The 25,722-nt window shown below is 61.2% G+C and carries 21 protein-coding genes and 1 pseudogene; 13 read left to right on the forward strand and 9 right to left on the reverse strand.

All coding sequences use genetic code 11. From position 1 onward, the window contains the following. Nucleotides 1-325: 325 nt before the first annotated feature. From EJ903_RS24575 to EJ903_RS24590, 4 genes are read left to right on the forward strand one after another with little or no spacing between them, the layout of a single operon-like run. Nucleotides 326-3,367 carry a type I restriction endonuclease subunit R gene (locus EJ903_RS24575; protein WP_126620467.1) on the forward strand — a complete coding sequence of 1,014 codons (3,042 nt, stop codon included), beginning with the start codon at nt 326-328 and terminating at the stop codon, nt 3,365-3,367. Beyond that, the gene (locus EJ903_RS24580) at nt 3,357-4,661 is read left to right on the forward strand and encodes a restriction endonuclease subunit S (RefSeq protein ID WP_126620468.1); all 1,305 of its coding nucleotides are present in this window, start codon (nt 3,357-3,359) and stop codon (nt 4,659-4,661) included. Before EJ903_RS24575 ends, EJ903_RS24580 begins: the two co-directional genes overlap by 11 nt. Next, a complete protein-coding gene (locus EJ903_RS24585) occupies nt 4,658-5,044 on the forward strand; it encodes a hypothetical protein (RefSeq protein ID WP_210211549.1) in 387 nt (128 codons plus the stop codon). The genes EJ903_RS24580 and EJ903_RS24585 overlap by 4 nt, the downstream gene beginning before the upstream one ends. Beyond that, nucleotides 5,041-6,672, forward strand: a complete 1,632-nt coding sequence (locus tag EJ903_RS24590) for a type I restriction-modification system subunit M (protein ID WP_126620470.1) — start codon at nt 5,041-5,043, stop codon at nt 6,670-6,672. Before EJ903_RS24585 ends, EJ903_RS24590 begins: the two co-directional genes overlap by 4 nt. A gap of 83 nt (nt 6,673-6,755) precedes the next feature. Here the strand turns inward: EJ903_RS24590 and EJ903_RS24595 are convergent, their stop codons facing one another. From EJ903_RS24595 to EJ903_RS24630, 8 genes are all read right to left on the reverse strand, one after another. Beyond that, nucleotides 6,756-7,406, reverse strand: coding sequence for an antitoxin of toxin-antitoxin stability system (locus EJ903_RS24595; protein WP_126620471.1), 651 nt, complete (start codon nt 7,404-7,406; stop codon nt 6,756-6,758). Nucleotides 7,407-7,465: 59 nt separating this feature from the next. Then, entirely contained in the window at nt 7,466-9,580 is a 2,115-nt protein-coding gene (locus tag EJ903_RS24600) for a ParB/RepB/Spo0J family partition protein (RefSeq protein WP_126620472.1), read from the reverse strand. A 243-nt stretch (nt 9,581-9,823) separates the two neighbouring features. Further along, complete coding sequence (locus EJ903_RS24605) at nt 9,824-10,360, reverse strand: hypothetical protein (protein ID WP_126620474.1); 537 nt, start codon at nt 10,358-10,360, stop codon at nt 9,824-9,826. 109 nt (nt 10,361-10,469) lie between these two features. Then, on the reverse strand, nt 10,470-10,847 hold the full coding sequence (locus EJ903_RS24610) for a DUF2958 domain-containing protein (RefSeq protein ID WP_126620476.1): 378 nt from the start codon (nt 10,845-10,847) through the stop codon (nt 10,470-10,472). Continuing rightward, nucleotides 10,844-11,788: an ArdC family protein gene (locus EJ903_RS24615; RefSeq protein ID WP_126620478.1), complete on the reverse strand. Its 945-nt coding sequence runs from the start codon at nt 11,786-11,788 to the stop codon at nt 10,844-10,846. Before EJ903_RS24615 ends, EJ903_RS24610 begins: the two co-directional genes overlap by 4 nt. A 124-nt stretch (nt 11,789-11,912) precedes the next feature. Beyond that, nucleotides 11,913-13,091 carry a site-specific integrase gene (locus tag EJ903_RS24620; RefSeq protein ID WP_126620480.1) on the reverse strand — a complete coding sequence of 393 codons (1,179 nt, stop codon included), beginning with the start codon at nt 13,089-13,091 and terminating at the stop codon, nt 11,913-11,915. A gap of 300 nt (nt 13,092-13,391) precedes the next feature. After that, a complete protein-coding gene (locus tag EJ903_RS24625; protein WP_425455518.1) occupies nt 13,392-14,396 on the reverse strand; it encodes an IS630 family transposase in 1,005 nt (334 codons plus the stop codon). Nucleotides 14,397-15,209: 813 nt separating this feature from the next. Then, nucleotides 15,210-15,506 carry a site-specific integrase gene (locus EJ903_RS24630; protein WP_126620482.1) on the reverse strand — a complete coding sequence of 99 codons (297 nt, stop codon included), beginning with the start codon at nt 15,504-15,506 and terminating at the stop codon, nt 15,210-15,212. A 364-nt stretch (nt 15,507-15,870) separates the two neighbouring features. Between EJ903_RS24630 and EJ903_RS24635 the strand changes: the two are divergent. The 9 genes and pseudogenes from EJ903_RS24635 to EJ903_RS24675 all read left to right on the forward strand — a co-directional run. Beyond that, a pseudogene (locus EJ903_RS24635) lies at nt 15,871-16,275 on the forward strand (hypothetical protein); the annotation flags it as partial. A gap of 237 nt (nt 16,276-16,512) precedes the next feature. Next, nucleotides 16,513-18,201, forward strand: coding sequence for an ATP-binding protein (locus EJ903_RS24640; RefSeq protein WP_126620484.1), 1,689 nt, complete (start codon nt 16,513-16,515; stop codon nt 18,199-18,201). A 3-nt stretch (nt 18,202-18,204) separates the two neighbouring features. Continuing rightward, on the forward strand, nt 18,205-18,630 hold the full coding sequence (locus EJ903_RS24645) for a hypothetical protein (protein WP_126620486.1): 426 nt from the start codon (nt 18,205-18,207) through the stop codon (nt 18,628-18,630). A gap of 15 nt (nt 18,631-18,645) precedes the next feature. Then, complete coding sequence (locus tag EJ903_RS24650) at nt 18,646-19,134, forward strand: hypothetical protein (RefSeq protein ID WP_126620488.1); 489 nt, start codon at nt 18,646-18,648, stop codon at nt 19,132-19,134. Between the two features lie 10 nt (nt 19,135-19,144). After that, nucleotides 19,145-20,170 (forward strand): hypothetical protein, encoded by a 1,026-nt coding sequence (locus EJ903_RS24655; protein ID WP_126620490.1) that lies wholly within the window; start codon nt 19,145-19,147, stop codon nt 20,168-20,170. 17 nt (nt 20,171-20,187) lie between these two features. After that, entirely contained in the window at nt 20,188-21,219 is a 1,032-nt protein-coding gene (locus tag EJ903_RS24660; RefSeq protein WP_126620492.1) for a hypothetical protein, read from the forward strand. Further along, a complete protein-coding gene (locus EJ903_RS24665; protein WP_126620494.1) occupies nt 21,216-22,796 on the forward strand; it encodes a hypothetical protein in 1,581 nt (526 codons plus the stop codon). Before EJ903_RS24660 ends, EJ903_RS24665 begins: the two co-directional genes overlap by 4 nt. 16 nt (nt 22,797-22,812) lie before the next feature. Next, the gene (locus EJ903_RS24670; RefSeq protein ID WP_126620496.1) at nt 22,813-24,138 is read left to right on the forward strand and encodes an ATP-grasp domain-containing protein; all 1,326 of its coding nucleotides are present in this window, start codon (nt 22,813-22,815) and stop codon (nt 24,136-24,138) included. Further along, nucleotides 24,131-25,321, forward strand: a complete 1,191-nt coding sequence (locus EJ903_RS24675; protein WP_126620498.1) for a hypothetical protein — start codon at nt 24,131-24,133, stop codon at nt 25,319-25,321. Before EJ903_RS24670 ends, EJ903_RS24675 begins: the two co-directional genes overlap by 8 nt. A 196-nt stretch (nt 25,322-25,517) precedes the next feature. On the opposite strand, the gene EJ903_RS27430 is transcribed toward EJ903_RS24675, so the two are convergent. Beyond that, nucleotides 25,518-25,722, reverse strand: a 205-nt coding sequence (locus EJ903_RS27430; protein ID WP_425455519.1) for a hypothetical protein, incomplete at its 5' end; no start/stop codon positions are given.

The following is a 25,722-nucleotide window of genomic DNA, read 5'->3' on the forward strand; positions in this document are numbered from 1 at the left end:
CACCGACTCAATCCGAGCCAGGCGAAAGCGGGCAGGTTGGTCCGACGAATACGCCAGAGCCATCCTCGGCCAAATGCGATAGCCCTGGCATGGAGGCCCAACCGTTGCGGTAATGGCGATGGGCACATAGAGTGTGCCCGGAAGCAAACGCGTCAGCGCGGATTGTTGCACGCGGGCGAATGGGGACGTGAGGTGAGGTGTGGGGCGTTTGTCGGCTGACCGGGAACCGCCGCCTGTGAATTTTCAAAAGTCGCATCTCTGCGTTCTATGCGACTTGACCAAATCGATTTTCCCGAATTGACCCACAGAGGCAGTGAATTTTCTCATGGCAATGAACAAAGCCGAGCGTGATCTTGAAGAAGAGTTGGTCGCCAAGCTGCGCGACCTCAAATACGAATATCGGCCTGATATCCGGGATCGAGCGGCATTGGAAGAGAACTTCAGAAGGAAGTTCGAGCAACTGAATCGCGTCACCCTCACCGACAGCGAATTTCAACGCCTTCTCGATGAGATCGTCACGCCGGATGTGTTTACGGCGGCGCGCGTCCTGCGCGAACGCAATGATTTTACCCGCGACGATGGCACGCCGCTGAATTACACGCTCGTCAACATCAAGGACTGGTGCAAGAATTCCTTCGAGGTGGTCAACCAGCTCCGCATCAACACGGACAACAGCCACCATCGCTATGACGTCATCCTCCTGATCAACGGCGTGCCGGTCGTTCAGATCGAGCTGAAGACCCTCGGCATCAGCCCGCGTCGCGCCATGGAGCAGATCGTCGATTACAAGAACGACCCCGGCAACGGTTACACCAAGACGATTCTGTGCTTTCTACAGCTTTTCATCGTCAGCAACCGCGATCGCACCTATTATTTTGCGAACAACAACGCGCGCCATTTCGCCTTCAACGCCGAGGAGCGCTTTCTGCCGATTTACGAATTTGCCGATGCGGACAACAAGAAGGTTGAGCGCCTCGACACATTCGCCGACAGCTTCCTCGTCAAATGCACCCTTGGCCAGACGATCAGCCGCTACATGGTTCTGGTGGCGAGCGAGCAAAAGCTCCTGATGATGCGGCCGTATCAGGTCTATGCGGTGAAGGCGATTGTCGATTCCATCGCGCAGGACGGCGGCAACGGCTACATCTGGCACACCACCGGCAGCGGCAAGACGCTGACCTCCTTCAAGGCGTCCACGCTGCTGAAGGACAATCCCGGCATTGAAAAATGCCTGTTCGTTGTGGACCGCAAGGATCTGGATCGGCAAACGCGCGAGGAGTTCAACAAGTTCCAGGACGGTTGCGTCGAGGAAAACACCAACACCGCCTCCCTTGTCCGTCGCCTTCTGTCCACCGACCACGCCGACAAGGTCATCGTCTGCACGATCCAGAAGCTTGGCCTTGCGCTGGATGAAGACAGCAAGCGCAACAAGCAGCAGAAGAAAAACAACCAGAAGAGCTTCAAGGAACAGCTCGAACCCCTGCGCGACAAGCGCATCGCCCTTATCTTCGACGAATGCCATCGGTCGCAGTTCGGCGAGAACCACAAGGCCATCAAGGCGTTCTTCCCGCGCGCCCAGCTTTTCGGCTTTACCGGAACGCCGATCTTCGACGAAAACGCGGCGCAGCAGAAAATCGAAGACACCCTGGGCAGCATGAAGACGACGGAGGATCTCTTCCAAAATCGTCTTCACACCTACACGATCACCAACGCCATCGATGACGGAAACGTCCTTCGTTTTCACGTCGATTACTTCAAGCCGCAGGGAAAAACCCTGCCCAAGCCGGGGGAGGCGCTGGCCAAGCGCGCGGTGATCGAGGCGATCCTGTCGAAGCACGACACGGCCACCGATCAACGCCGGTTCAACGCGCTGCTGGCCACCGCGTCGATCAACGACGCCATCGAATACCACGCGCTGTTCAAGACCATGCAGGCCGAAAGGCAGGCCGCCGATCCCGGCTTCCGGCCGCTGACCATCGCCTGTGTGTTCTCGCCCCCGGCGGAGGGCGATCCGGACGTCAAGCAGATTCAAGAGGATTTGCCGACGGAGAAGGAGGACAACACGGTTGAACCGGAAAAGAAGAAGGAGGCGTTGAAGGCCATCCTGGCGGATTACAACGCCAACCACGGCACGAACCACAGGATCAGCGAGTTCGATCTGTATTATCAGGACGTGCAGAAACGCATCAAGGACCAGCAATGGCCCGACGCCGACCTGCGCAAGGCCTTCCCCACGGTGCCAAAGCACAAGATCGACATCACGATCGTCGTCGACATGCTGTTGACGGGCTTTGACTCCAAATTCCTCAACACCCTCTATGTTGACAAGAACCTGAAACACCACGGCCTGATCCAGGCCTTTTCCCGCACCAACCGGGTGCTGAACGCCACCAAACCCTATGGCAACATCCTGGATTTCCGCCAGCAGCAAGAGGCGGTCGACGCCGCCATCGCCCTGTTCTCCGGCGAGGCGACCGCCGACAAGGCCCGCAAAATCTGGCTGGTGGACAAGGCCCCCGTGGTGATCGAAAAGCTGGAGGCCGCCGTCCAGGCGCTCGACAGCTTCATGACGGCGCAGGGGTTGGAGTGCGCGCCGGATCAGGTTCCCAACCTCAAGGGCGACGCCGCCCGCGCGGCCTTCATCGACCATTTCAAGGAGGTCCAGCGGCTCAAGACCCAGTTGGACCAATACACCGACCTGACGCCCGAAAACGTCGAGGCCATCGAACGGATCCTGCCGCGCGACGATCTGCTTGGCTTTCGCGGGGCCTATCTGGACACCGCGAAGCGGCTGCGCGACCAGCGGGGCAAGGGCCAAGACCCGAATGAGAACACGCCGACGCCCGAAGCCGACCAGTTGGATTTCGAATTCGTCCTCTTCGCATCATCCGTCATCGATTACGACTACATCATGGGCCTGATCGCCCGCTATTCGGAGGCAACACCCGGCAAACAGACGATGAGCCGGGAGGATTTGATCAACCTGATCCTGTCCGACGCCAAACTGATGGGCGAGCGCGAGGACTTCACCGCCTACGTCAACAGCCTGACGCCGGGCGGGGGGTTGAGCGAGAGGGCCATCCGCGAGGGCTACAACCGCTTCAAGGCGAACAAGAACGCGGCGGAGCTGGCGGGCATCGCCGACAAGCACGGTCTGGCCACGCAGGCGCTGCAAGACTTCGTCGACACCATCCTGCAACGCATGATCTTCGACGGCGAGGCGCTGACCGACCTGATGGAACCGCTTGATCTGAATTGGAAGGCGCGGCGGGTGAAGGAACTGGACCTGATGGCCGATTTGATGCCGGTGTTGCGGAAGCGCGCCGGGGACCGCGTGATTTCGGGGTTGAGCGCTTATGAGCAGTAAGGGGAAGTCCGACGCCGCAACGGGTGGCGGGGCGGGATTGGTGCCCAAGCGGCGCTTTCCGGAGTTTGGGGAGGCGGAAGCTTGGAAACCAAAGCGGCTCAGTCGTTTTCTGTCCGAGAGCCGTCTTGCAGGAAGCAAGGGGGACGTAGCAAAAAAGATCACCGTGAAACTTTGGGGCGGCGGGGTGTTCGCGAAGAATGACGCCATTCAGGGAAGCGCCAATACGCAGTACTTCCGGCGAAAATCAGGTCAATTGATTTATAGCAAGCTTGATTTCCTAAATCAAGCTTTTGGAATTATCCCTGAGGAATTGGATGGATATGAGTCGACGGTCGACTTGCCTTGCTTCGATGTCTCTGCGGGCGTGAACGACGCGTTTCTTCTGGAATGCGTCAAGCGGAAGGAATTTTATCTGAGAGTTGGAGAGGCGGCGGACGGGAGCCGAATTGCCAAGCGCATCCACCCTGAAACCTTTCTTGCGTCTGAAATCCCACTGCCATCGCTCCTTGAACAGAACAAGATCGCCGATTGTCTGAACTCGGAGGACGCGCTGATTGCCGCGCAGGGGCGGAAGGTGGAGGCGCTGAAGGCCCACAAGAAGGGCCTGATGCAGCAGCTTTTCCCCCAGGAAGGCGAAACCCAACCCCGCCTCCGCTTCCCCGAGTTTGAGGGTGCGGGGGAGTGGGAGGAGACTCCCCTTTCCGAGCTGTTCAGTTCACTTGATGCCGGAGTCAGCGTGAACTCTGGTGATAGGCCAGCGCAAGAAAACGAAGTGGGGGTTCTAAAAACCAGCGCAGTAACAAATGGATTTTTCAATCTCAACGAGAATAAGGTGGTGTTTGATGATTTTGAAATCAGCAGAGTAAGAGAGCCGGTTTGCGGAGATACAATCATCATCAGCCGTATGAACACGCCTGCGCTTGTGGGGGCTAACGCCTATGTAAAAACTGGGCTGGAGAACATATTCCTTCCAGATCGACTTTGGGCAGCCAAACCCAGAACTGGAACATGTATGCCGTTTGTCGCCCTTATTTTGGGATCGGACGAAGGTCGCGCTGCACTGTCTAAGCTGGCCAAAGGCAGCTCTGGTTCCATGAAGAATATCTCCAAATCAGATGTCTTAGCATTCCTGATTAAGGTACCCTCACCCCCCGAACAGCAACGCATCGCCGACTGCCTCACCTCCCTCGACGACCTCATCGCCGCCGAGAGCCAAAAGCTCGCCACGCTCAAGATCCACAAAAAGGGGTTGATGCAGCAGCTTTTCCCCCAGGTTGGGGAGGATGACGCGTGAGCAAACACAAGAACCTAAAGTCGCTGGTAACTCGGCTTCGTGATGATCTGAACAATCCCACGAAACCGATCTCGCTGCTCTTGATTTACGCCTACAACCGCACCGGCAAGACGCGCCTGTCTATGGAGTTCAAGGACGCAGGCAAGCGCAAGACCAGGAGGAACCCGACCGGCACGCCCGACACGCTCTATTTCAACGCCTTCACCAAGGATCTGTTCGTCTGGGACAACGACCTTGACGGCGACCGCCAGCACGTGAACGAACAATCATCCTTCTGCAACGCGATGGCGGAACTGGCGCTGGAACCGCCCATCACCAAACATCGTTCCCGCTACGCCGACTTTGAGCTTCTGCGCCCCGCCAAAGGATCATCCGCAGCATGAACGACCAAATCCAAAAGCAACTGGGCAAGACGCTCTGGACCATCGCCGACGCGCTGCGCGGGGCGATGAACGCGGATGATTTCCGCGATTACATGCTGTCCTTCCTGTTCCTGCGCTACCTGTCGGACAATTACGAGGCGGCGGCCAAGCGGGAACTGGGACGGGACTATCCCGATCTGCCGGACGACGTGCTGGAACGCACAGGCGCGAGCACGCCGCTGCAAGCGTGGTACGAGGACAATCCGGACGACATCGCCGATTTCGAAAAGCAGATGCGCCGCAAGGCGCATTATGTGATCAAGCCGCCCTATCTGTGGGACAACATTGTCAAGCTGGCGCGCACGCAGGACAACGAACTGCTGATGACGCTGCACGACGGATTCAAGTACATTGAAAATGAATCCTTCCAGAGCACCCTCGACGGTCTGTTTTCGGAGATCAATCTTTATTCGGAAAAGCTGGGAAAGACGCAGACCGACAAAAACAAAAGACTCTGTTCGATCATCAAGGAAATCGCCGAGGGTCTGGCCGAGTTCTCGGCCGAGGTGGATCATCTGGGCGACGCCTATGAATACCTGATTGGTCAATTCGCCGCCGGTTCCGGCAAAAAGGCGGGCGAGTTCTACACGCCGCAGCCGATTTCCGACATCCTGTCGGGCATCGTGACCCTGGACAGCCAGGAACCCGCCACGGGCCAGAAAACGCGTCTGGCCAGCGTGCTCGATTTCGCCTGCGGATCGGGGTCGCTGCTGCTCAACGTCCGCAAGCGGATGGGACCGCGCGGCATCGGCACCATCTTCGGCCAGGAAAGCAACATCACGACCTACAACCTCGCCCGCATGAACATGCTGCTGCATGGGGTGAAGGACACCGAATTCCAGATCTTCCACGGCGACACGCTGGCCAATGACTGGGACATGCTGCGCGAGCCGAACCCCGCCAAAAAGCCCACCTTCGACGCCATCGTCGCCAACCCGCCCTTCAGCTTCCGCTGGGAACCGACCGAGGCGATGGGCGAGGATGTGCGGTTCAAGAGCCACGGGCTGGCCCCGAAATCGGCGGCGGACTTCGCCTTTCTGCTGCACGGGTTCCATTATCTGAAGGATGACGGCGTGATGGCCATCATCCTGCCCCACGGCGTGCTGTTCCGGGGCGGGGCGGAGGAACGCATCCGCACGAAGCTGTTGAAGGACGGTCACATCGACACCGTCATCGGCCTGCCCGCGAACCTGTTCTATTCCACCGGCATCCCGGTTTGCATCCTGGTGCTGAAGAAGTGCAAGAAGCCGGATGATGTGCTGTTCATCAACGCGGCGGAGCATTTCGCCAAGGGCAAGCGTCAGAACCAACTGACGGACGAGCACATCGGCAAGATCATCGAGACCTACCAGTTCCGCAAGGAGGAGGACCGCTACGCCAAGCGCGTCAGCATGGAGCGCATCGCCGAGGAAGGCTACAACCTCAACATCTCGCGCTACATCAGCACCGCCGTGGGCGAGGAAGAGATTGATCTGGCGGCCACGCAACGGGAACTGGTCGAAATCGAACAACAGATTCGGGCGGCGACGGCGAAACACAACGCGTTTCTGAAAGAACTCGGACTCGACCCGCTGCCGGGAGCCGATTGAACCTGAGCCGTCGTGAAAGGTGCCGTTCGGACGTCTTCAGGGGCGTGCGGACGGTGCCTTGATGCTTGCGCGAGGTTCCGCACTCATCGCTCTCCGAAACGGCCACCATCTTCGGTGAAGCTGTAGCCGCCAATGCGGATCGCCTCGTCGACCATCTCGTCAGAGGTCTGGTAATCATACTCCCGTTCAAGGTGCCGGTAGAGCCAGCGTGCGAGGTCACGCAACGCGCCCGAGATGGTCTCTTCGGCGTCCGCCGTCATGTCCTGGTGCGCCGGGCTGTCGCGCTCAACCGAGATCGCCATGCTGTGTTCGTGATGGCAATGCCCGCGATGACGCGCCTCGGCGCGAAGCTGGTAAAAGTTCCGCCGTTGGATGGTCAGCAAGATGTCGGCGATTCGGTGAAGCTCGGGATCCTGGGGGGCATACTGTTTGATTCGGGTGGGCGCGCGCCGTTCGTAGGCGTAAGTGCCCTCGAAGCAAGCGCCGTCGCCTTGGTTCCAGAAGCCGCGAAAGAAAATATGCGGTTCTGGTCGTGACCGGCCGCCCATCAAACGGACGGGGCTGGTTCGGAGGCTGATGCCGAGGATGGCGCAAACCGCCTCGAAATCCGCGTACACGAACTCGTACCAGTCGTGGTCGAGGCCGGTTTCACGATGCCGGGCGCGGACGGTTTCCTTCGCAGGGTCGGACAGTTCATCGAAGGCGTAGACAATGGTCTGGATGGTCGTGGGCATGATCGGACTCTCGGACATGAAAAGGCTCGGCTTCCTTGGGGGAGGCCGGGCCGGGTGGGTTACTCGGCGGCGATGCTGTGGGCGTCGTCGGACGCGGCTGGCGGGTCCGACGCCTCGTCGTCGCCGGTGAGAAAATCGGGCAGGGTGACGGCCTCTCCGTCGGCTTCCGACGTCGGCGCATCGTCATCCGTCCGCCGCAGCGGTTCGGGCAGCCAGCCGCTGTCCGTGAGCAGCCGTTCGGCCTCCTTGGCCATGTCGTTCTTCTTCAGATGCTCGATGAGCTGGGCCGCGCGGTCGCCGACGCCTTCCCGCACCGCGTCCAGGATGCGCGGTTTGGTGACGCGGCCCAGGTAATTGTCGGCGGTGGGGTGCCAGCCGACGTCCACCAGATCGAGGTCGACGGCGGTCGCCAGCCGTTCCGCCTGCTGGAGGCGGCGGTCAAGACCGTGTTGCGACAGGCCCGCTCCGCCGAAGCGATCCACCTTCTCGTGCAGGGCGTTGACTCCGAAGCTGACGCAATGGGCAAGCAGGGCGAGACGGCTGGCGTCGTCGAGGGCTGCAAGCCAAGTCCACAGGGCGTCATCGTCCTCCGGCAGATCGCTCTTCCAGGCCGCGTGCCGTTCGGCGACGGATTTGGCCGACGGGCTGTCGGCCAAATCCGCAGGCTGGGCAGGAAAGGAAACCGTGCGGACACAGGCGTCCAGGCAGGCTCCCGATCCGGCATGGCGAAACAGGTCGCTGACCAGCCTGTGCAGCAGCAGGGTCATCGCGACCTGGGGATGTTTGGCGACGGCGTCGCGCAGGGCCAGGGTGCGGTAGGCGGTCAGCTCCATCACCAGCCGGTCGGGCAGGGGTTTGAGGACGCCGTCCTCCTCCTCGTCGACCGTGGCGGGCTGACCCCCGACCGTGACCACGGTGATGGGGGGCGATGGGGGAGTGGCTCCAGCCGGGGCGGCGGTCGGCTGATCGTCCTCCCCGCCGGGTTCGGCGGCGACCGGCGGTTCATCGTCGGGGCGGACGTAGCCGCGATCAATCACCGGGATGCCGTCGGCGCGGACGCTGACGAAGGCCCCGGCGCGGCCGATTTCGCTCGGATCGAAGCGGATCGGTCGGTTGGCGAAACTGTCCAACGCCATTTCGATTTCGCCAAGCCGACGGTCGATTTCGTCGGGCAGCTCCTCGGCCTCGCCGTGTTCGCTCTCGATCCGGGCGCGTTCGGATTCGAGGGCGTCGATGGCTGCCTGTTCCTCGGCGGTCAGGTCGATCACTGTGCCGGTCAGCTTCCGCAGACCCTGGCTGTGCCCATAGGGAAAGCTCATGTCGGCGGCGACCCATTTCCAACCTTCCGCCGCGACCTGATCGGCCAGAGCCTTCAGTTTCTCCGCGACCAAGCGGTTGAGCAGGGCCACATCCTCGATCCAGCCGCCGTCGTCGGACTGGAAGAGATCGCGCAGCACGGCGCCGCCTGCCGCTTCGTAAGCCGCCATGCCGATGAACTGCACCCGCTTGTCGGCGGCGCGCACGGTGTTCTCGGTCAGCATCCGGCGGATTTGATAGGGTTCCCGGCTGTAGGCGCGTTGGATCGCCCCCCACACCTGTTCTTGGCGGGCATGGTCCGAGGAGATGGTGAAGGCCATCAACTGGTCGAGCGACAGGCCGTCGGCGGCGTAGACGTCGAGGAGGGTTTCGGACACCGACACCAGACGCAGCCGCTGCTTGACGACGGCGACCGAAACGAAAAAGGCGGCGGCGATCTCCTCCTCCGACAGGCCCTTCTGGCGCAGGGCGAAGAAGGCGCGGAACTGGTCGAGGGGGTGGAGCGGCGCGCGCTGGATATTCTCGGCGAGGGAATCCTCCTCGGCGACGCCACGGTCGCGGACGACGCAGGGGATGGGCGCGGTCTTCAGCAGGCGTTTCTGCTTGACCAGCAGTTCCAGCGCCCGGTAGCGGCGACCACCCGCCGGAACCTCGTACATGCCGGTTTCCGCCCCGTCGGTGTCGAGGATCGACCGGACGCTCAACCCTTGCAGCAGGGTGCGCCGCGCGATGTCCTCGGCCAGTTCCTCAATCGAGACGCCCGCCTTGACCCGGCGGACGTTGGCCTGGGAAAGGACCAGCTTGTTGAAGGGGATGTCGCGGGAGGGCGACAGGGTGATCTTCTGGACGGCAGCCATCGGGTGGAACTCCGCGACGGGCGGACGGAAGACTCTCCTCCGGCCTCCAACCCGTCACGACAATCCCGGCCTTCCTCGCCCTCTCCTCCGGCCTCCCGCACACCCGGATCGCCGGGAAGGCGGGGCGGCGGCTTTCTATGGAACCGGAAAACCGCAGGACTGGGGATGTGAGGGCGCGGAAAGCCGGAACGACGGATGGACGGAATCTCGGAAAAGGAACCTGGTGATTGACTCCGCCCTCCGTCAGCTCCGCAGGGTGTGAGGTGTGTCCTGAGCGTTGATCTCCAGCACGCCGCCGTCCTGAGCGGCAAGCCCTTCGTCGCCGTGCTTGGGCTGAAGGTGGCCGTCCGGGTTGCCGAACTCCCAGGGGATGTCGAAATGGGCGGCCAAGGCCGCGATCGACTGCCCCGCCGTTTCGATTTCTTCGCCGCAGTGCTTTCGATAGGTCAGGAAGCGGAAACGATCCGCCGTGACGCAAAGCCGGTCAGCCTCCGACCGCATCAGGGTTTGATCGTCGTTCCGCAGGTCGATCAGGCCCGGATCAGCGTCCGCCGCCGTCCGCTGTGGATCGTCGAGATGGTCGCGGGGATCGGTCTCGAAGTACCAAACCCGGAAATCATACCGTTCGATTTTATAGATCTGGTGTCGCCTGATCAGGCGGGCCATCGTGACGATGAAGGCGGCGGTTTCCCGATCAAGGTCGAACACCGCCAGGGCCGGAGCGCCAAGCCCCTCGCCACCGCCATAGCATTCGACGGCGTAGCGCTTTGCATCGGTCATCGTGATGTCTCCTTGAGCGGAGCGGGGATCGAGGGTTGGGTGGGAAAGGCGGCGCGTTTGCGCGCCGTGTCGTCTTCGGCGAATGCTGCGGACCAACGGGGAACGCGCATCATCGATCTCCTCGACGGAAGCCGTCCGCTTTGGTGAGCAGGCCTATGCCGCCCATGATGCTGCCGACCTGATGGGCGGCGTCGGCATAAACGGACAGCGGGTGGGCCGCCTCGAACAGGATGTCGCGTTCGATCCCCAGCCCGAAGGGCAGGCGGAGCGACGCCAGTTCCGACAGGCGGAAGACGCCGAGTTCCGGGCAACCGATCCCTAGGTCGGCGAGGCCAAACAGGGTGTCGCCATCCTGGTCGAGTTCGGTCGCCAGCCAGGTCGCCGCTCCCATCGGGTTGAAGAACTTCACCACCGGGACATGGTCGGTGTCGGGCTGAAGGCCGTTGGCCAGGAGCCGGTCGCGCAGATCATCGGTGAGGAGGATCATGCCGCCCTCCCATGTTCCACCGGGACCACGACGCCGGTTTCCGGCAAGAAGCCGAGCAGATAGTCCGCCGCCTTGCTGGCCTGGGAGGCGGCGCGGATGATCGCCCGGTTGTCCTCGCGCAGCACGTCCAGCCACGCCCCGATGTAGTCGGCGTGACGCACGGTCGGCACGATGCCCAGCGCGGCGCAACAGAAGGCGGCGTTGATCTCCGCGACCAGCTCCTCGAAAGCGTATTTCTTCGACCCGAACGACCCGGAGAGATCGCGGTTCAGGCGGTGTCGCGCGCCGGACGCATGGCCCAATTCATGGAGCGCCGTGCGGCTCCAGTTGATCGGCTCAAAATACGCCTGCGGCGGCGGGACCTGCACATAATCGCCAGCGGGGGCATAGAAGGCGCGGTCGCCGCTGATGCGAACCTCGATGCCGGCAGCCCGGATCAGGGCGTCCATGGTGGGTTCGATCAGGCCCGGCGGGGGAGGCGGAACGACGGCGGCGAAGCCGTCCGGCAGCCCATCGCACTGGGCGGTGTTGAAGACGGTGAAGCGTTTCAGAAACGGGATCGTCTGGGGATCGTCCCCGGTGTCGCGCGCCCGCTTTTTCTCGTCGTCGGGAATGAAGCGGTCGGCGTAGACGACGGTGACGCCGCGTTCGCCCTTGCGGACGGCGCCGCCCAACGACAAGGCTTGGCGGAAGGTCAACCAGGTCTGGGTTGGAAAGCCGTGCTGGATGACCGCGCCCCACAGGATCAGCACGTTGATCCCGGAATAGGAGCGTCCGGTGCTGGCGTTTTTCGGCATGGTGAGCGGCGCTTTCGCCGCCGCCGTCCCCCAGGGCTGAACCCAGGGCACGCAGCCGCCCTCCAACTGGGCGATGATCGTGCCGGTGATGTCATCGTACAGGCTCCCCCGGTCAGCGCCGGGCGGGGCGGATGATCTGGACATGGCGGGAACCTCCGCGACGGGCACCGGAAGCCTTTCCTCCGTCTCTCAACCCGTCACCGGAATCCCGTCCGCCCTCTCACTCCCTTCGGATTTCACCGATTGGGCGCGAAGGGTGCGGCCACGCTCATGACCCTTCTGGGCTTCCCAACGCGGCGGCGAGCCTGCCGGAAATGCGGGTCGCGGCGGCTTTGATCGGATCGTCCGCCAAATGGGCATAGCGGGCGGTCGTTTGGATCTGGGTGTGTCCGAGCAGCTTGCCGATCATCGGCAGCCCCTCGCCAACCAGCAGCCCACCGGAAGCGAAGGTGTGTCGCAGGTCATGGATTCGCACCCCCTCTAGTCCGGCGGCTTCACGAATGCGCCGCCACGGCTTTTGCAAGTCCGTGAGATGGTTGCCAGCGACCTTGCCGACGATGACGTAGGGGGTGCCCTTCACCCGTGGCAGTTTTGTCAGCAGATCATGCACCGCCTGCCCGAAATGGACGGTTTTTGCGCCGGTCTTGCTGTCGGAGAGATTGAGTTCGTTCTCGTTAAGATTCACATGGGTCCATTCGAGCGTCTGGATTTCCGACAAACGGCAGCCAGTGAGCAGCAGGAGCCGGAACGCCGCGCCGGCGTATGGGCTTTCCGTGCCGTCGCTTTCAACCTGCCTCAGAACCCCGCCAAGCCGCTGAATCTCCTTGGCTGAGAGGAAGCGCTCCCGTTTGCGCTCGGGATAGCGTTCGATGTCTTCGCACGGGTTGGTGTGCTTGTCGCGGATTCCCCAGGTCTCAGCGAGACTCATCATCTTGGACAGGACGCCGAGGGTGCGGTTGGCCTGATAAGGGATGCTGGAGTGGGCGCCATGCAACTCGGCGACATCGGCCGGGGTGACGCTCCGGGCGCGTTGGGCGCCGAAGAACGGATTGATGAACAGCTCGACGGCGCGTTTGTATTCCCCCTGGGTTCTCGGTTTGCAGCGGACAGCGACATGCTCCTTGAGAAAGCGCGCACCCAGTTCCTGGACGGATGAGGATTGCCGTTCCTGATCGCGAAGCGCCGCCGGATCGCCATTGGCTCCGCGCACATTGCCCAGCATGTGCGTTGCGTCCCGGCGGGCGCGTTCGGCGGTGATCGGGCCGAACTGCCCGAGCATGACGCGGCGGGTGCGGCCAAGCCGTCGGTATTGGATCAGGAAGAACCTCTTACCGCTGGGCATGACGCGGACGCCGAACCCTGGCAGGTCGCTGTCGAAGACGATGTAGTCCTTATCCTTCACCGCGAGTTGTTCGACGGAGCGTTTGGTGAGCTTCTCCTGGGCCATAGCGTGCATCCTTCCCTTCGATCCAGAGGGCTTCGCCGGTGTTTTGTGGAAGCGTAGTGGAAGCGGCGCAACGAAAATCACGGCGAACGGCATCGTGGAAAAGAGTAGGTGTTTGTTGATAGAAATCAACTTAAAACAATTGATTAGAATGGTATCGGCGGCTGTCGGCGGTGACGGCGCGGGATCGCAAAACTACTCGGAATCTAACTCATAACCTGAAGGCCGCAGGTTCAAATCCTGCCCCCGCAACCATATCAAGCCCGCCGACTCAAGCTCACGCTTCGATCCGGCGGGTTTTTTTCACATAAAAATTCGTCTGATACCGCCGCGCTTAAGCACTGACACATGGGATCCATGGATAGTTGGTGAGGGAGCGTAGGCGCTCAGGTGTGGCGGTGAGGGCATTCCAGGCGTCACAGCAGACCCGGACGACGGCGTCGTAGTCGTCCAGAAGCCGGTGGGACAGAAATCGCTCGCGCAGATACAGCCAGATGCGCTCGACCGGGTTAACTCGGGACTGTAGGGTGGCAGCGGCACCAGCGTGATGTTGTCTGGGACGACCAGCGCCCGTGATCCGTGCCAGCCGGCTTGGTCAAGCACGAGCACCGCCTGGACGTTCGGCTCCAGGCTTCGGGAGAAGCCGTCCAGGAACAGGCTCATGGCGGTGGTGGAGACGGTCGGCATGACCAGCGCGAAGTCGGCGCCGCTGGCCGGGCAGACGGCGGCGTAGAGGTAGGCGGAAGTGAAGCGCTTGTCACACAGCCCGAGGGGCCGCTGCCCGCGCTCCCACCAGCGGTGCGCGGTGCGGCCATTCTGGCCGATGCGGGCTTCATCCTGAAACCAGAGCTGGAGGCGACGCTCCGGATGTGCGGCGGCCGCAGCCTTCAGCGCTTCGCGCAGCCCCTTTTTTGGAAGGCGGTCTGGGCCTTGGCGTCGGACTGAGGATGGCGGGGCCGCGTCTTCTGCTTCGACAAGTTCATCCGCCGCACGATGCGCGACAGGCTGGCCGGATGCAGCGTCTTGGCGAAGCGTTCGGCAATCACCTCGCACAGGATCGGCAGGGTCCATTCCACGCAGCCGTGCTGTCTCGGATCGGGGCCGGCCAAGATGGATGGCCTTGAGCGTCGCCTGCTCGCCCTCGCTCAGCCATTCCGGCCGGCCGGGCAGCGGACGATCATAGAGCCCGGCGACGCCTTCGGCGTTGTAGCGCACCACCGCGTCGCGCAGCGCTTGGCGGTCCATGCCAGCAAGCCGCGCCGCCTCCGCCCGGCTCACCCCGTCGAGCGCATGGGCGATGGCGAACATCCGCGCCGCCACCCTCCCTTTGTTCTCCCGCCGCGCCAAGGCACGCAATTCGCCGGCGCTCAAGTCTTCTCGGATCGCCAACCCCGCTGGCATTCGCTCCTCCCCATCGCAATGGGGAATCGAATCATGGATTGCCGACCTTGGGAATCCCTCTCCGTGAGTCACCCGCTCCGCTCGACGGTATGAGAGGCCTCAGGCAGACTGTCGGCGCTTCCGAACCCCATCCGCGCGCGCCGCCAGCCTGGTGTCCGAGGAACCGCAACATCACGCACATTCCCATGCGCCGCCGCTTTCTGCGCTTGGTGGCGCTGATGGAGAGGGGACACACAAGGTCCTCCTGGACTGGCGACCACCTCGATAAACCGGCTTTGAGGGCCTGTTGAGGCTTCCGCGAGGGTCACAACGGTAAGAAATCAGGGTTTTCGGGGGCTGATGTCGGTTTTCCGGGATCGCTGGACTCAAGCCTGAACCTGCGGAAAACGACCGGATTTCGGCCCAGGATCGCCGGACAAGCGTTGCCAGGATCACTGGACTCGCACCGGGATCGGTGGACGGGGTCCGTCCTTCAGACCCTCCCGGCATCCCCTTCAGGACCGCATTTTCCCCGCTGCAGGATGGTTGGCTGTCGCTTTCTCCTGAAAACTTTCATTGAAAGATTTCAACGTCAAACGACCCTGATTGCATTGCAAGAAACCAGATGAGGTCCGGATAAAACATAGTGAAATCAATTGACTGTTATCTGGGAAAAACTTGGATTGCAAAATCCACCGATGCCATTTGCTGACACACTGAGGAGCGCGCTTGGGAGCAGCCTCACAAGCCAGCCGCTTGGGTGAGGTTGATGCGGAAGCGGTCGCTGCAACGCTGGTAGCGCCGGATCGTTTCGACCGAAGTATGACCGAGATGACGTTGGACAAAACGGTCCTCAACCTCGGGTGGCGAGTGACCGACGAGGCGATGGCGACGCTCGTCCTCCGGCAGGTCGCCGCAAATACCGACGGCAAGAGCCGTCGCTTGCACCAGACGGGCGACATGCTTGTCGGACAGTCGGTCGGTCAGGACCCGTTTTCCGTCGCGGGCGGCGAGATCGGTGAGGTAGAGGCCGATCACCTGCGGATCGAATCGTCGCGCAGAAGGTCGCGGACCAAGCGGCGTCGGTCGTATTGTCGCAGATGGCTTCGGATCGTCTGAGGTGTCCGTTTGAGACGGGCGGCAAGATCATTGACAGCGGCGGCCCGCGCCTCGCCGTTCGGAGAGGTGCGGGCCAGGATGCGGTCGAGTTGTGTGGCGAGGCGTTCGGCCTCGGATCAGCGCCGGTCATCGGGTGGATCGTCGTCCCATACCCCAGACGCCCTCCCGCGAAAGCGTTCGGCTGCAAGAAAAGTTTTCAGCAGCAAGCTTTGCGTGGAAATCCTTGATCCGTTGATATATTCTCGCTCAGACCCTGTGAAAATTTTAAGGAGAAAGCGACACGTACGATGGCGAGCCCGTCTATCGTGCCATCGCCGAGCGTGCCGCGGACGCCGAAGTGATCATCCCGCCGCGCGCGACCGCGGTGCCGAGCGACACCGCCGACACGGTTCCCACCCAGCGTGACCGCCACATCCAGTCGATCAAGGAGCGTGGTCGGCGGGGTTGGCAACGGACCGTCCACTACGGACGGCAATCTCTCGTTGAGGTGGCCATGCTCCGGTACAAAGTTCTCATCGGACGCAGCCTGCGCGCTCGGACTCTGCCCGCACAGAAAGCCGAGGCTCGGGCCGCCTGCGCCGTCATCAATCGGATGACCGGCCTCCCAAAAGGTCTCCTGTCTGTCACGTCGGATCGGGTGTGCTTCGCACCCAAGCCGAATTACGCACCAAAGTCAATCTCTCGCTGATTTATGCGCCAAGGTCGTGTTTCGTGGTTGAGCATGGTCCGGTCTTCATGGAGCAACTGGTCACGTCGACTGCGGAAGAACATAAAATGGTTGTGAATGAAGCGTGACGCGCTACATTTTCGCCTATGTGTTCAATACATGTGATTGCAATCGGCTTGATGGCCTATTGCGAAATCCCCAATTAGGAGCTAAAAATTCATTGTTACTATAGCATTAGTCGTACTTCTGCGAGGGTGAATGGCGGAAGCCGTATATCTGGCCGTTGAGGGCACGGACGCCGACCGTCTGCTGGCCGATCGCCTTGTGTCGGAGATGGCTCGCATTGGCATCGATTGCCGTGAGTTGGGGGCGGCAGGCGGTCCCGGTCCGGTCGAAACCCTGCTCCTGATTGGGCACGCTTCGGCTCCCCCAGCCTTTGCAGGTCGGGTGATCCGCGTCGGGATGCCCGACACCGATGGTCCAGTACCGATCATTGAGAAAGTGACAGTCCAGTCGGCTCGGCTGGTGGATGCCGTGATCGCCCATGTGCTAGTGGATGACAAAGCCCGCAGTGCGTTCGAGGCAGACTGGAGCGTGCTGGAGGAGCGCGAATTCCGGGAAGGAATCACCACGCTGCTCCGCAGCCTTGGTTTCCACCCCATCCACGCCTTCCGCCTTGGCCCGATCAGCCATATCGCCACCTGTCAAATCGACGATCCCGATGGTAGTCGGCATGCCGAGTCCTGGGTCGTGGTCCCCGTTGATGGTGAAGGACGCGCGACAGACTTGGAGCGGTTGTTCAATTCAACCGACCGAACCCTGCGCGACCGCATCATGGACCGGCTGCCCCCAACCGGGGCGGCCAACCTGTTGCCGGCCAGTCGTCCCATCTGCCTGCTGCTGGTGGGGCGGGACCCGGGGCGCGATTTCTCCGGCCTCTTGACACTCGCCGCCCCTCCAGATGGCCGGGTCAAGCTGTGGAGCCATGCCGAGATGGCACACCTTGCCACCGACCGGCGGGAGGTCATCGGACAGGTCTTCTCCCCATTGTCGCGTCGGTTGCGCGACCTGCTGGCCCGGTCGCGGAATGCGGCGGCACAGCTTGAGGCACAGGTTCAGGCCCTGCAACGCACCGACCAGCAACTGGCCTGGGAACAGCGCCGCCGCATGCAAGCCGAGCGTGACGCCGTCTGGCGCGAACTGTCGCTGAGGGTGGCGCACAAGTTGGGCAATCCGCTAGCAACTCTGGGGTTGATGCGGCGGGAAATGGAGTATCTGGTTGAGGAGGCCAAGGAACTGGCTCCAGACAGGGAACGGCTGTTGGCTAAGCTGACAGAGATCGGCGAGGCATTGGCCGGCCAGAAGCAGACCCAGAAACGGACGGCGCAGGTGCTGGAGGAGTTCAGTGTCTATGCCAAAGCTACGGGGGTGCGGCTGAGTTCCATGGACATGGGCGGACTACGAGACATCATCGCTGCGGCAGCCATTGGCCAGCCGGTGGACGGTCCAGACATGGCCAGGATCGAGCGAATTCCTGATCGCGTCGCCATTGATCCGCAGAGGATGGCGGATGTGTTCGAGGAGCTGTTCGCAAATGCGCAGAACATCGCCAAGGAACAAGATATCACGCTGAAGATCACTGTCATGATTGAAGTTCGGGATGACTATCGACCTCGGACTAAAGATTTGCCTGCCGGTCGGTTCGTCCTCGTCACCGTATCAGACAACGGTCCCGGCGTGGTCTCGGATCGCAAGGAATCTGTTTTCCTGCCTTTTGTTACGACTCGTAAGGATGGCACTGGGCAAGGGCTGGCCATCCTCCGGCGGATCATCGACGACCATCTGGGAGAAATCTATGAGGACGGGAAATCCCAAGCAGAACAGCGCGGGAATGCTGGTGCCCGATTCCGCATCGCGCTTCCGGTGCTGCATAGGGAGGAGGACTGACTCATGGATATCCTGATCATTGAAGATCAGCGGGATCATGCTGATTTTATCAGCAAGCTGATCCGTCGCCATGTTCCAGCTGCTGAGGTCACCATAGTTGGAACGCTTGATGCCGGTTTTGCCATGGATAACACCAGCAGAAGACACGACGTTGCTGTTGTGGACCTGCTATTGGCGGAAAACTTCAGCGCCCAGCATCTAAAGCCGGACCAGATTCAAATGGTCGATGGGGTACGGCTGTCAGAGTGGATATTCAAGCAGGAACTTTGTCGGAAGTTTCTGTTTATCACAGCCAGCGATCAGATTGATCTGCTGAAGAAGTATGAGTTCGGAGGACTTGAAATGGACCGGAAATTTCTTAAAAAGACAGATGAGGAATATCCAGATGAGTTAGTAAAAATAGTCAAGGAATTCATGGACATGAATTAGATCGGAGACTTTACTATGTTGGAATTTATTATAATTGACGACGACAAAAATGGCTTTCCGAAGGCGCTTGAGATATTAATTAGACGTATAAGGCCGATTAATAGTTCGAATAGTGCCAATCCGTTGAAATCATGGATTTTTGAGAAATTTGAAGATGTTTTTGAGATTCAGGGTTGTATCGAAGAAAGAACCAAACAATTTATTGCAATTCTTGACATTCAATTGGATAAACATGGATATAGGAAAAATAAACCAGAAGAAATTGCAGTGAAAAGAGCTTCTATATTAATAGAAATGGGGTGCGCGCATGTAATATTAAAGACGGGATATCCAAATTCTATTAATACATCTATTATGGAAGCTCTGATTGACCAGAGAGTGAGTGCAAAGAACAAAAGAAAAATTACATTTAAGCCGCTTAACGCTAGCTCTTTAAATGTGACATTAGCCGATCAATTGTATGAAGACATTGTTGAGCTAACAAGGCGGTACAATAAACCCTAGGGGATGCTCAATGACCGATGCCAAATCTAACTTCAACCGCTGGCTTCGTACCCATATGCTGCCGTCGCATTTCCCCGAATTGCGGGCCAGTGATGCAAGGGATGGTCTGTTCCTGCGGGACGATGGGCAGGAGGTGAGGCGGCTGCTGGATGCCATCCAGGGCAGTCCGCGGACACTCGCCATATTTCCGCCGGGCCAGGGGGCCAGTACGGTACTGGGGGAGGTGCTTCGCGTCGCCCGCTCCTCGACCCTGCGGCTGCCCCAGCTTTTCATTGTCGTTGATCCAGTGGCATGTCACGAGCATGAGGATGCGGACTTCGCAGCGGCCATGAACCGGGCCATCCGTAGCGGGCTGATTGAGCAGCTTGTTCACGGCTATTGGGAGAATGCGCTCTACGGCGACCGCCGAGCGCGCCTGTTTGACCTGCTGGATGTGCCTGACAGCGATGCGCTTGACGAGATCCGTTATGGACTTCAGGCGGGAGGGGGAGAGGCAACGCAAGCGCAGGTGCGTCTGACCAGGATGGCCGACAGGTTCGAGGCCTCTCTATTCTCCCTGATCGCGGAGCTTCACCGCAGCCTGAACCTTTCCACGTTCATGGTAATGGATTTTCCGCATAACTGTGACGATGACGTGCTGCGCGATGCCATGCGGGATATCAAATGGTTTGACGAAAACGAAAAGCCTGATGACTTCCCGGCCGCTGCCCTAAGCGAGGTTTACCTGCTTAGCCGACGCCAGGCCGATTTCATCACCGCCATGTGGCAGCGCGATTATAATCGCGCTGTTTTCCCGCCCTACAATGAGGCAGAAGTATTCGCGATCATGGCTTCACACTTTCAACCGAAGACCGCGGGCAAGACAGTGCCGCTGGGATCCGTCCTGTCGCAGGATTTCGTTAAACGGGTCTGGGCGGAAGACAAACCGCTGGCCCTCATGATGGCAGAAATGCGTGATGAAATCCTGAAATCGCTTGATGTTCCGCTGGGGCGCGTCCAGTACCAGCTTCGCCCCGTCGATCAGCCCAGACCATAAAGGTAAGGTGAAAGCCGATGGCATTCAGCAATCGTGAAATCGCCTCGCTTGCGGGGCAAATCTTTGCGCATACGGCCGCCTTCCAAGCGCCAGCAATGTTCGCCAACCGGGATGATTCGCGGCAGGCGCTCGCATCATTCCTGGACCCTGGCCGCCGAGATCGTCGTATCCTGCTGATTTCAGACCTGCTGGGCTCGGGCAAGACCTTCTTGATGGATTTGGTCATCGGCCAGTTACAACTTGCAGAAAGTAAGCCACTGATCTGTGGCAAGAACAAACCAAAGGTCATGGCCGAGCGCGCCAGGTTCGGTGCCATTTTTATCGACGAGTGGGATATCAAGGCCAGTCCTAGGACCATTGTTTCGGCATTGGCGGCACTTGAGGAGTATTTGCCCGAGGCTCGCGTGCCGATGGTGCTGATCGGAGACAATACGCTGAAGGGCGATGGGATACGGCGACGGCTTGGATCGTCGGCAGAGGTACATCCCATCCCGATGGAGCAGTTGAATCCCGCCTTTTTTACCCTGGCCCTTGACACCAGGCTGGAATATACCGCCAAACGGCGGGAGTTAGAGCCGATCCTTGCCCCGGAATTGCAGGCGGCCATCGTGCCTAACTGGCCACAATCGGTCGCCACCTTCCGCGAGGTGTTGAGCACTCTGTCGCAGATGGCCGGACACCTGCCCGTCAATGACGAGCCCTGTCGGATGGGGGAGGCGGAGGCAGTAAAATGGCTGGCGGAGTTACCAATGGAAGGTTTGGGTGACCGCAGGATTGCCTTTTATCGTCGGTACCTGGACGCATTGCGTGAACGAGGGGCGGGAATCGCTCCGATGAGCCTGGAAGAGCTGCAAGCGCTGGCGCCGAATGAACGGGATCAGGCCGACTTCTTCAGGGAGGTGGTTGAGCCCCTGGCCCGCGGTGGGCTGATTGGCGCGTTGGGCAACCCGACCTTCAGCGAGGATGGCATGGAATATTTCCGCTATCCCGGCCCTTATCTGCCGACCGTGAAGACCATGGTTCGCCTGACCTATGGAGGGCAGTCATGAGCAGAAATGCGGTTTCCCTCGAACAACTTGTACTCGTATCGGTAGGCCTGTTTCGCGGTGATACCCTGGCGGACACTAGGTTCAAATATGTTGCCCTCCGTCGGCTGTTGGGGACCCTCGGCGATAGTGACGAGATCCTGGACCGCTGGCAGGTGCTGGCTGCGGTGGAGGATGAGGCTGGCTTCCGCTCTAATAGCGAAATCTGGGGTCTCATCGAATCCATGCGAATTCTGGAGGCGGTACGCGGTGGCTACCGCCTGAAATCCACCTTAACTTTAGCTGATCTGTTCGGCGGTGGGGTCATCCTGGACCAGCCGGGTATTGGGATCGACTTTCTGGACAGTTTTGAAGGGCGGCTGCAGGAACGCCCGTCGGTCGGCCTCCTGTCCATCGCCACCATGGTCCGCGCCGCGCGCCAGGCCATGCTGCCCCTGGCCGACACCACGCGGGACCGTGGCCTGCCGGCCCCCACCACCTTCTGGGAGCGCGATGCGGACACCGGTGCCCTGGTTCCGTGGGGCAACAACCCCTCCACCTTCACCGCCGTCGATATCCTGCTCCAGATCGCCGAACCCTGGCTGCTCTTCCCCGACATCTCCCCGTTTGATGCGGCGTGTGAGGAATGCCGCCGGACCGCCGTCGGCATCGATCTCTGCCTCACCCTGTTCGATGGGCCGGACCATCCCCGCCCAGGCGTCTGCTATGTGCCGGAGGATGACGATTATCCCGGGGCGCAGCTCCCGACGGTTCCGTCTAACGGCGCCTTGTTGCGCGGCCTTGCCGTGGAGACAGAATGGCGGCGGCGGCTGGGGCTGGAGCCGCGGGTGGGGCTGGCCGACACCGCTCAGTCGCTGGCGGAGTTCCTGATCAAGATGCAGCTTCCTGCCGGTGGCTGGGGCGTTTACCGGTACCCGGACGGCAGCGGCATCGACGTGCCGCCCTCCACCGTGCTGACCGGTATTGCCGTGCGTGGCCTGATCGCCGCCCGGGTGCTGGTGCCGGAGGCCGTCCGCGCCGCGATCGCCGAAAGCCTTAGCCGCGTCAGCGCCTTCCTGGACGCCACGCGGCAGGCCGATCCTGCCGGCTGGGCGCGCGACTTCGACCCGATCCAGGGCTATGAACTGTATGATACGCTGGAAGCGGCGCTGACCCGGCTGGATCTGGCCAGGGCACTGAATGAACCGGCGCCCGACCTGTCGGACGTGTTCCGTCAGGCGGAGGCGGCCTGGGTCGTCCATCCCGATGCCGCCCGCAACATCCACGAAGTAACCATGCGCCCACCGCAGCGCGACCGCCCCTCCATCACCAAGGTCACCTGGGAACAGCCGGGCCATGCAAAGGCGGTTAGCCAGCTTGTCGCCGCCTGCCTTGACCATGGCTATAGGCTGAAGCCGGAAACCTGGCGCCGAGTAGAGGATGCGGTCGCCCTGATCGCCACAGGATGCCAGGATGGCTGCTGGGAGGATTTCAATCTGAAGGGCAAGATCTTCCCTTCCAACATGGTCTATTTCGTCGATGCGCTATGTCGCTATGCCCAGGCGGTCCGGCATTTCGGCATGACCGACCCGGCTGCCTGACCGGACGGGGGATAGGATGATGGCCGCCGCGGGCGATGAACTGCTGATCGTGGTGGCCAACTTCCAGGAGCTGTTCACCGTCCATGGCGCTACTCCTGCGATAGCGGGTACTCCGGATCAGCCACCCCATGGTCATGTCGTAAAGGCTGTTCTCTGGCCAGATCAGCCCGGATGGCTGCTGCTTGCCCCGGCGGCACCGGACATCCCCGTTGCCGGTTCTTGCTGCCACCCGCCGGCGGAGGTGATCGTCCCTACCGGATTGGGAGCGGTCACCTTGGCCGCCCTTGACGAGCCGGTGGCGCGGGCGCGCCTGACCGCCTTCTGTGCCGGGGCGGCGCGTGTGCGGATCATGGCAACCGTTCACTCGCTCGGCCTGACCTGGCTGGCCGCCGCCTTGGGAGCCGACAGGGTTGTCGGCCTGCCTGCCTGCCCGGCTGGGCTGGTGCGCCGATGGAACACGAAACTGGGGGGGCGGGATCTTGCCCTTGCGGCAGGTATCCCTCCTGACCTGATGCCCGCCCAGGCCGCCATGCCGAGCCTGGATCATGCCCTGATCACGCTGAAGGACCTGCGTGGCGGTGGGCGCTGGCTGCTTAAGCCCAACGCGGCATGTGGCGGCTTCGGGCTGGTGGAGGCAAATGGCGGACAAGACGTGCCGGAGCGCCTCCTGGGTGAGTTGCGTGGGCGGCGCACGGCAAAGGCCTCGTGGAAAAGCCTGTACGACATGTCGGAACCCTTGGTCCTTCAGCAATTCCTGGGCGAGCGTGAGCGCAACACCAGTCTGACGGCAGATTTCGAGGTCGCCCCTGACGGAGCCGTCGCCTTCCTTGGAGTAGCGCAGCAGCGGTTGCAACGGGGGTTCGTCTATCAAGGGGCGACCTACACCCCGGACGCGCCCTGGCGCATGCATTCCGACATGATCGTCGATATCGGGCAGCGGCTTGGTGCACGCATGGCCGTGGAACGGTTCCAGGGTTGCTACAACTTGGACTTTCTGGTCACGCCAGACAATCGGCTGTGGCTCATCGAGTTGAACGTCCGCCGCTCGGCTCCGCTCGACCAGTTCCTCACCCTGCGACGACTGGTCGGGCCGAACTGGATGGACCACAGCGCCTTCGACTGTCACGAGGCATTTCCGATCACCGGGGCTGTCGACAGCTTGTGTGCGCTGGAGGATCGATTGCGTCGGCACCGCCTTGCTTTCCACGACGGGCAAGGTGTGTTGGCGTTCCACCTGTCGCATCGGAGCGAACGGCCTTACGCCGGTCTTCTGGTGATTGGGCCAAACGGGGCCGCAGTCGACACTATCCGTCGCCGTCTGGAGGATGTGCTGCATGGCTGAGCATCGCGACCTCGCTCGCAGGATGGCCCGCATCATGCGCTGTTTGCGGGAACGCAATCCCTTGCCACGGCTCGAAAGCCGCGCCGGCTTCTACCAGGTGCCGTCATGCACTGGCGGCAAGCCGTGGACCCTCCCGATCACCTGGTATCCCAGCCCTGCCTGCACCTGGTCTGCCTCGGGCGGTTGCACAATGTGCAACTTCGGGGACGGGGGTATCGTCATTGATGAAGCGGAGGCGGTCCGCGAGTTCACCACGCTGCTCGACCAGTTCCCATCGTCCCTTCAGGGCCTCTTCCTGGCACCTGGAGGCTCCTTCTTCAATCCACGCGAGGTCTCCCCGACCATGCGTCGCTCCCTGCTAGGAGCCTTGCACCGCTTTGGTTTCCTACGCATGGTCGGGATGGAGACGCGGCCGGAACATGTGACTGAGGCGGCTTTGGCCGAAACGATCACGCTTCTGCCGTCCACTGTCCGCTATATGCTGATCGGCTTCGGCCTGGAAAGCAGTGATCCGCTGGTTCGCGAAGTCGCGGTCGGCAAAGGGTTGAACATGCCCCAGCTTGAGGCCGCATTGTCCCTGATCGACCGCTTGCGCGATGCCTTTCCGGTACGCCTCGGGTCGGAATTGTATACGCTGCTGAAACCGCCTTTCCTGTCGGAGCGTGAGGCGATCGACGATGCGGTCCGGTCGATTGAATGGGCTTGGGCGCGCGGCGCAGACACGCTGGGACTGTTCATCAACGTCGTCAAGCCCCAGACCCTGTGTGCCCACTTGCACGCTCTCAAGGATGCGGAGAGCCCCTTTTGTTTCGAACCTGCTTGGTGGTTCAGCGCGTTCGAGGTTCTGAACCGCCTTCCGCCTGAGCTGGCGGCAAAGGTCCAGGTATTGGGGCCCATCAGCGAGGTTGCCCCACTGGCAGGACCGCGGGGCTGCCGGCTATGCGTGGACCTGCTGTCCGGGCTGATGACCGCTTGGAACTTGTATCGCGACCAGAGCCTTTTGGTGTTGGCCAATGAGCATCGTTGCCATTGCCGAGAGCTGTGGTTGAAAGAATTGGGCTGGACCAACCTCTGTCTGGCAGACCGGATTCCGAGTTATCTTGCCGCACTGGAGGCGGACTTTGGCCTGCATTCGAACGAAAAACAAATTCCGTCGGATATGCTAATATACCCCACTCTTTAAGGGCAAAAGGCGAGTTGGCACCGTCATGTGTGGACGACCGCTGCGGTGCAAGGGAAAAGAGAGCTGGCTTGGCGAAGAGGTCGGGTGCGGTCATGTGTCCGGCCTCGAAGAATGCGGTGCTGATGAGCGCGGGGGCACCGTCAACTTGTCGACAGCCGGGCAGAGCGAGGGCGCGGCGGGCGGCAGGGTTTGCGGATTACGCCGCCAGTGGCGCGCCGGTGACCTCGGCCCAGACCTGGAACGCCTGGGCGCGGGCCTTCCGATAGTCGGCGACGGGGCGGTGGTCGCGACGGAGATGGAACAGGTTGGCGATCGACCTTGGCGCATAAATCAGCGAGAGATTGGCTGGTGCAGTGCAGCGGGGTAGGAAGGTGGCCCCGCTGAAGCCGAGACCCCGATGC

Source organism: Azospirillum griseum, from assembly GCF_003966125.1.
Taxonomy (GTDB): domain Bacteria; phylum Pseudomonadota; class Alphaproteobacteria; order Azospirillales; family Azospirillaceae; genus Azospirillum; species Azospirillum griseum.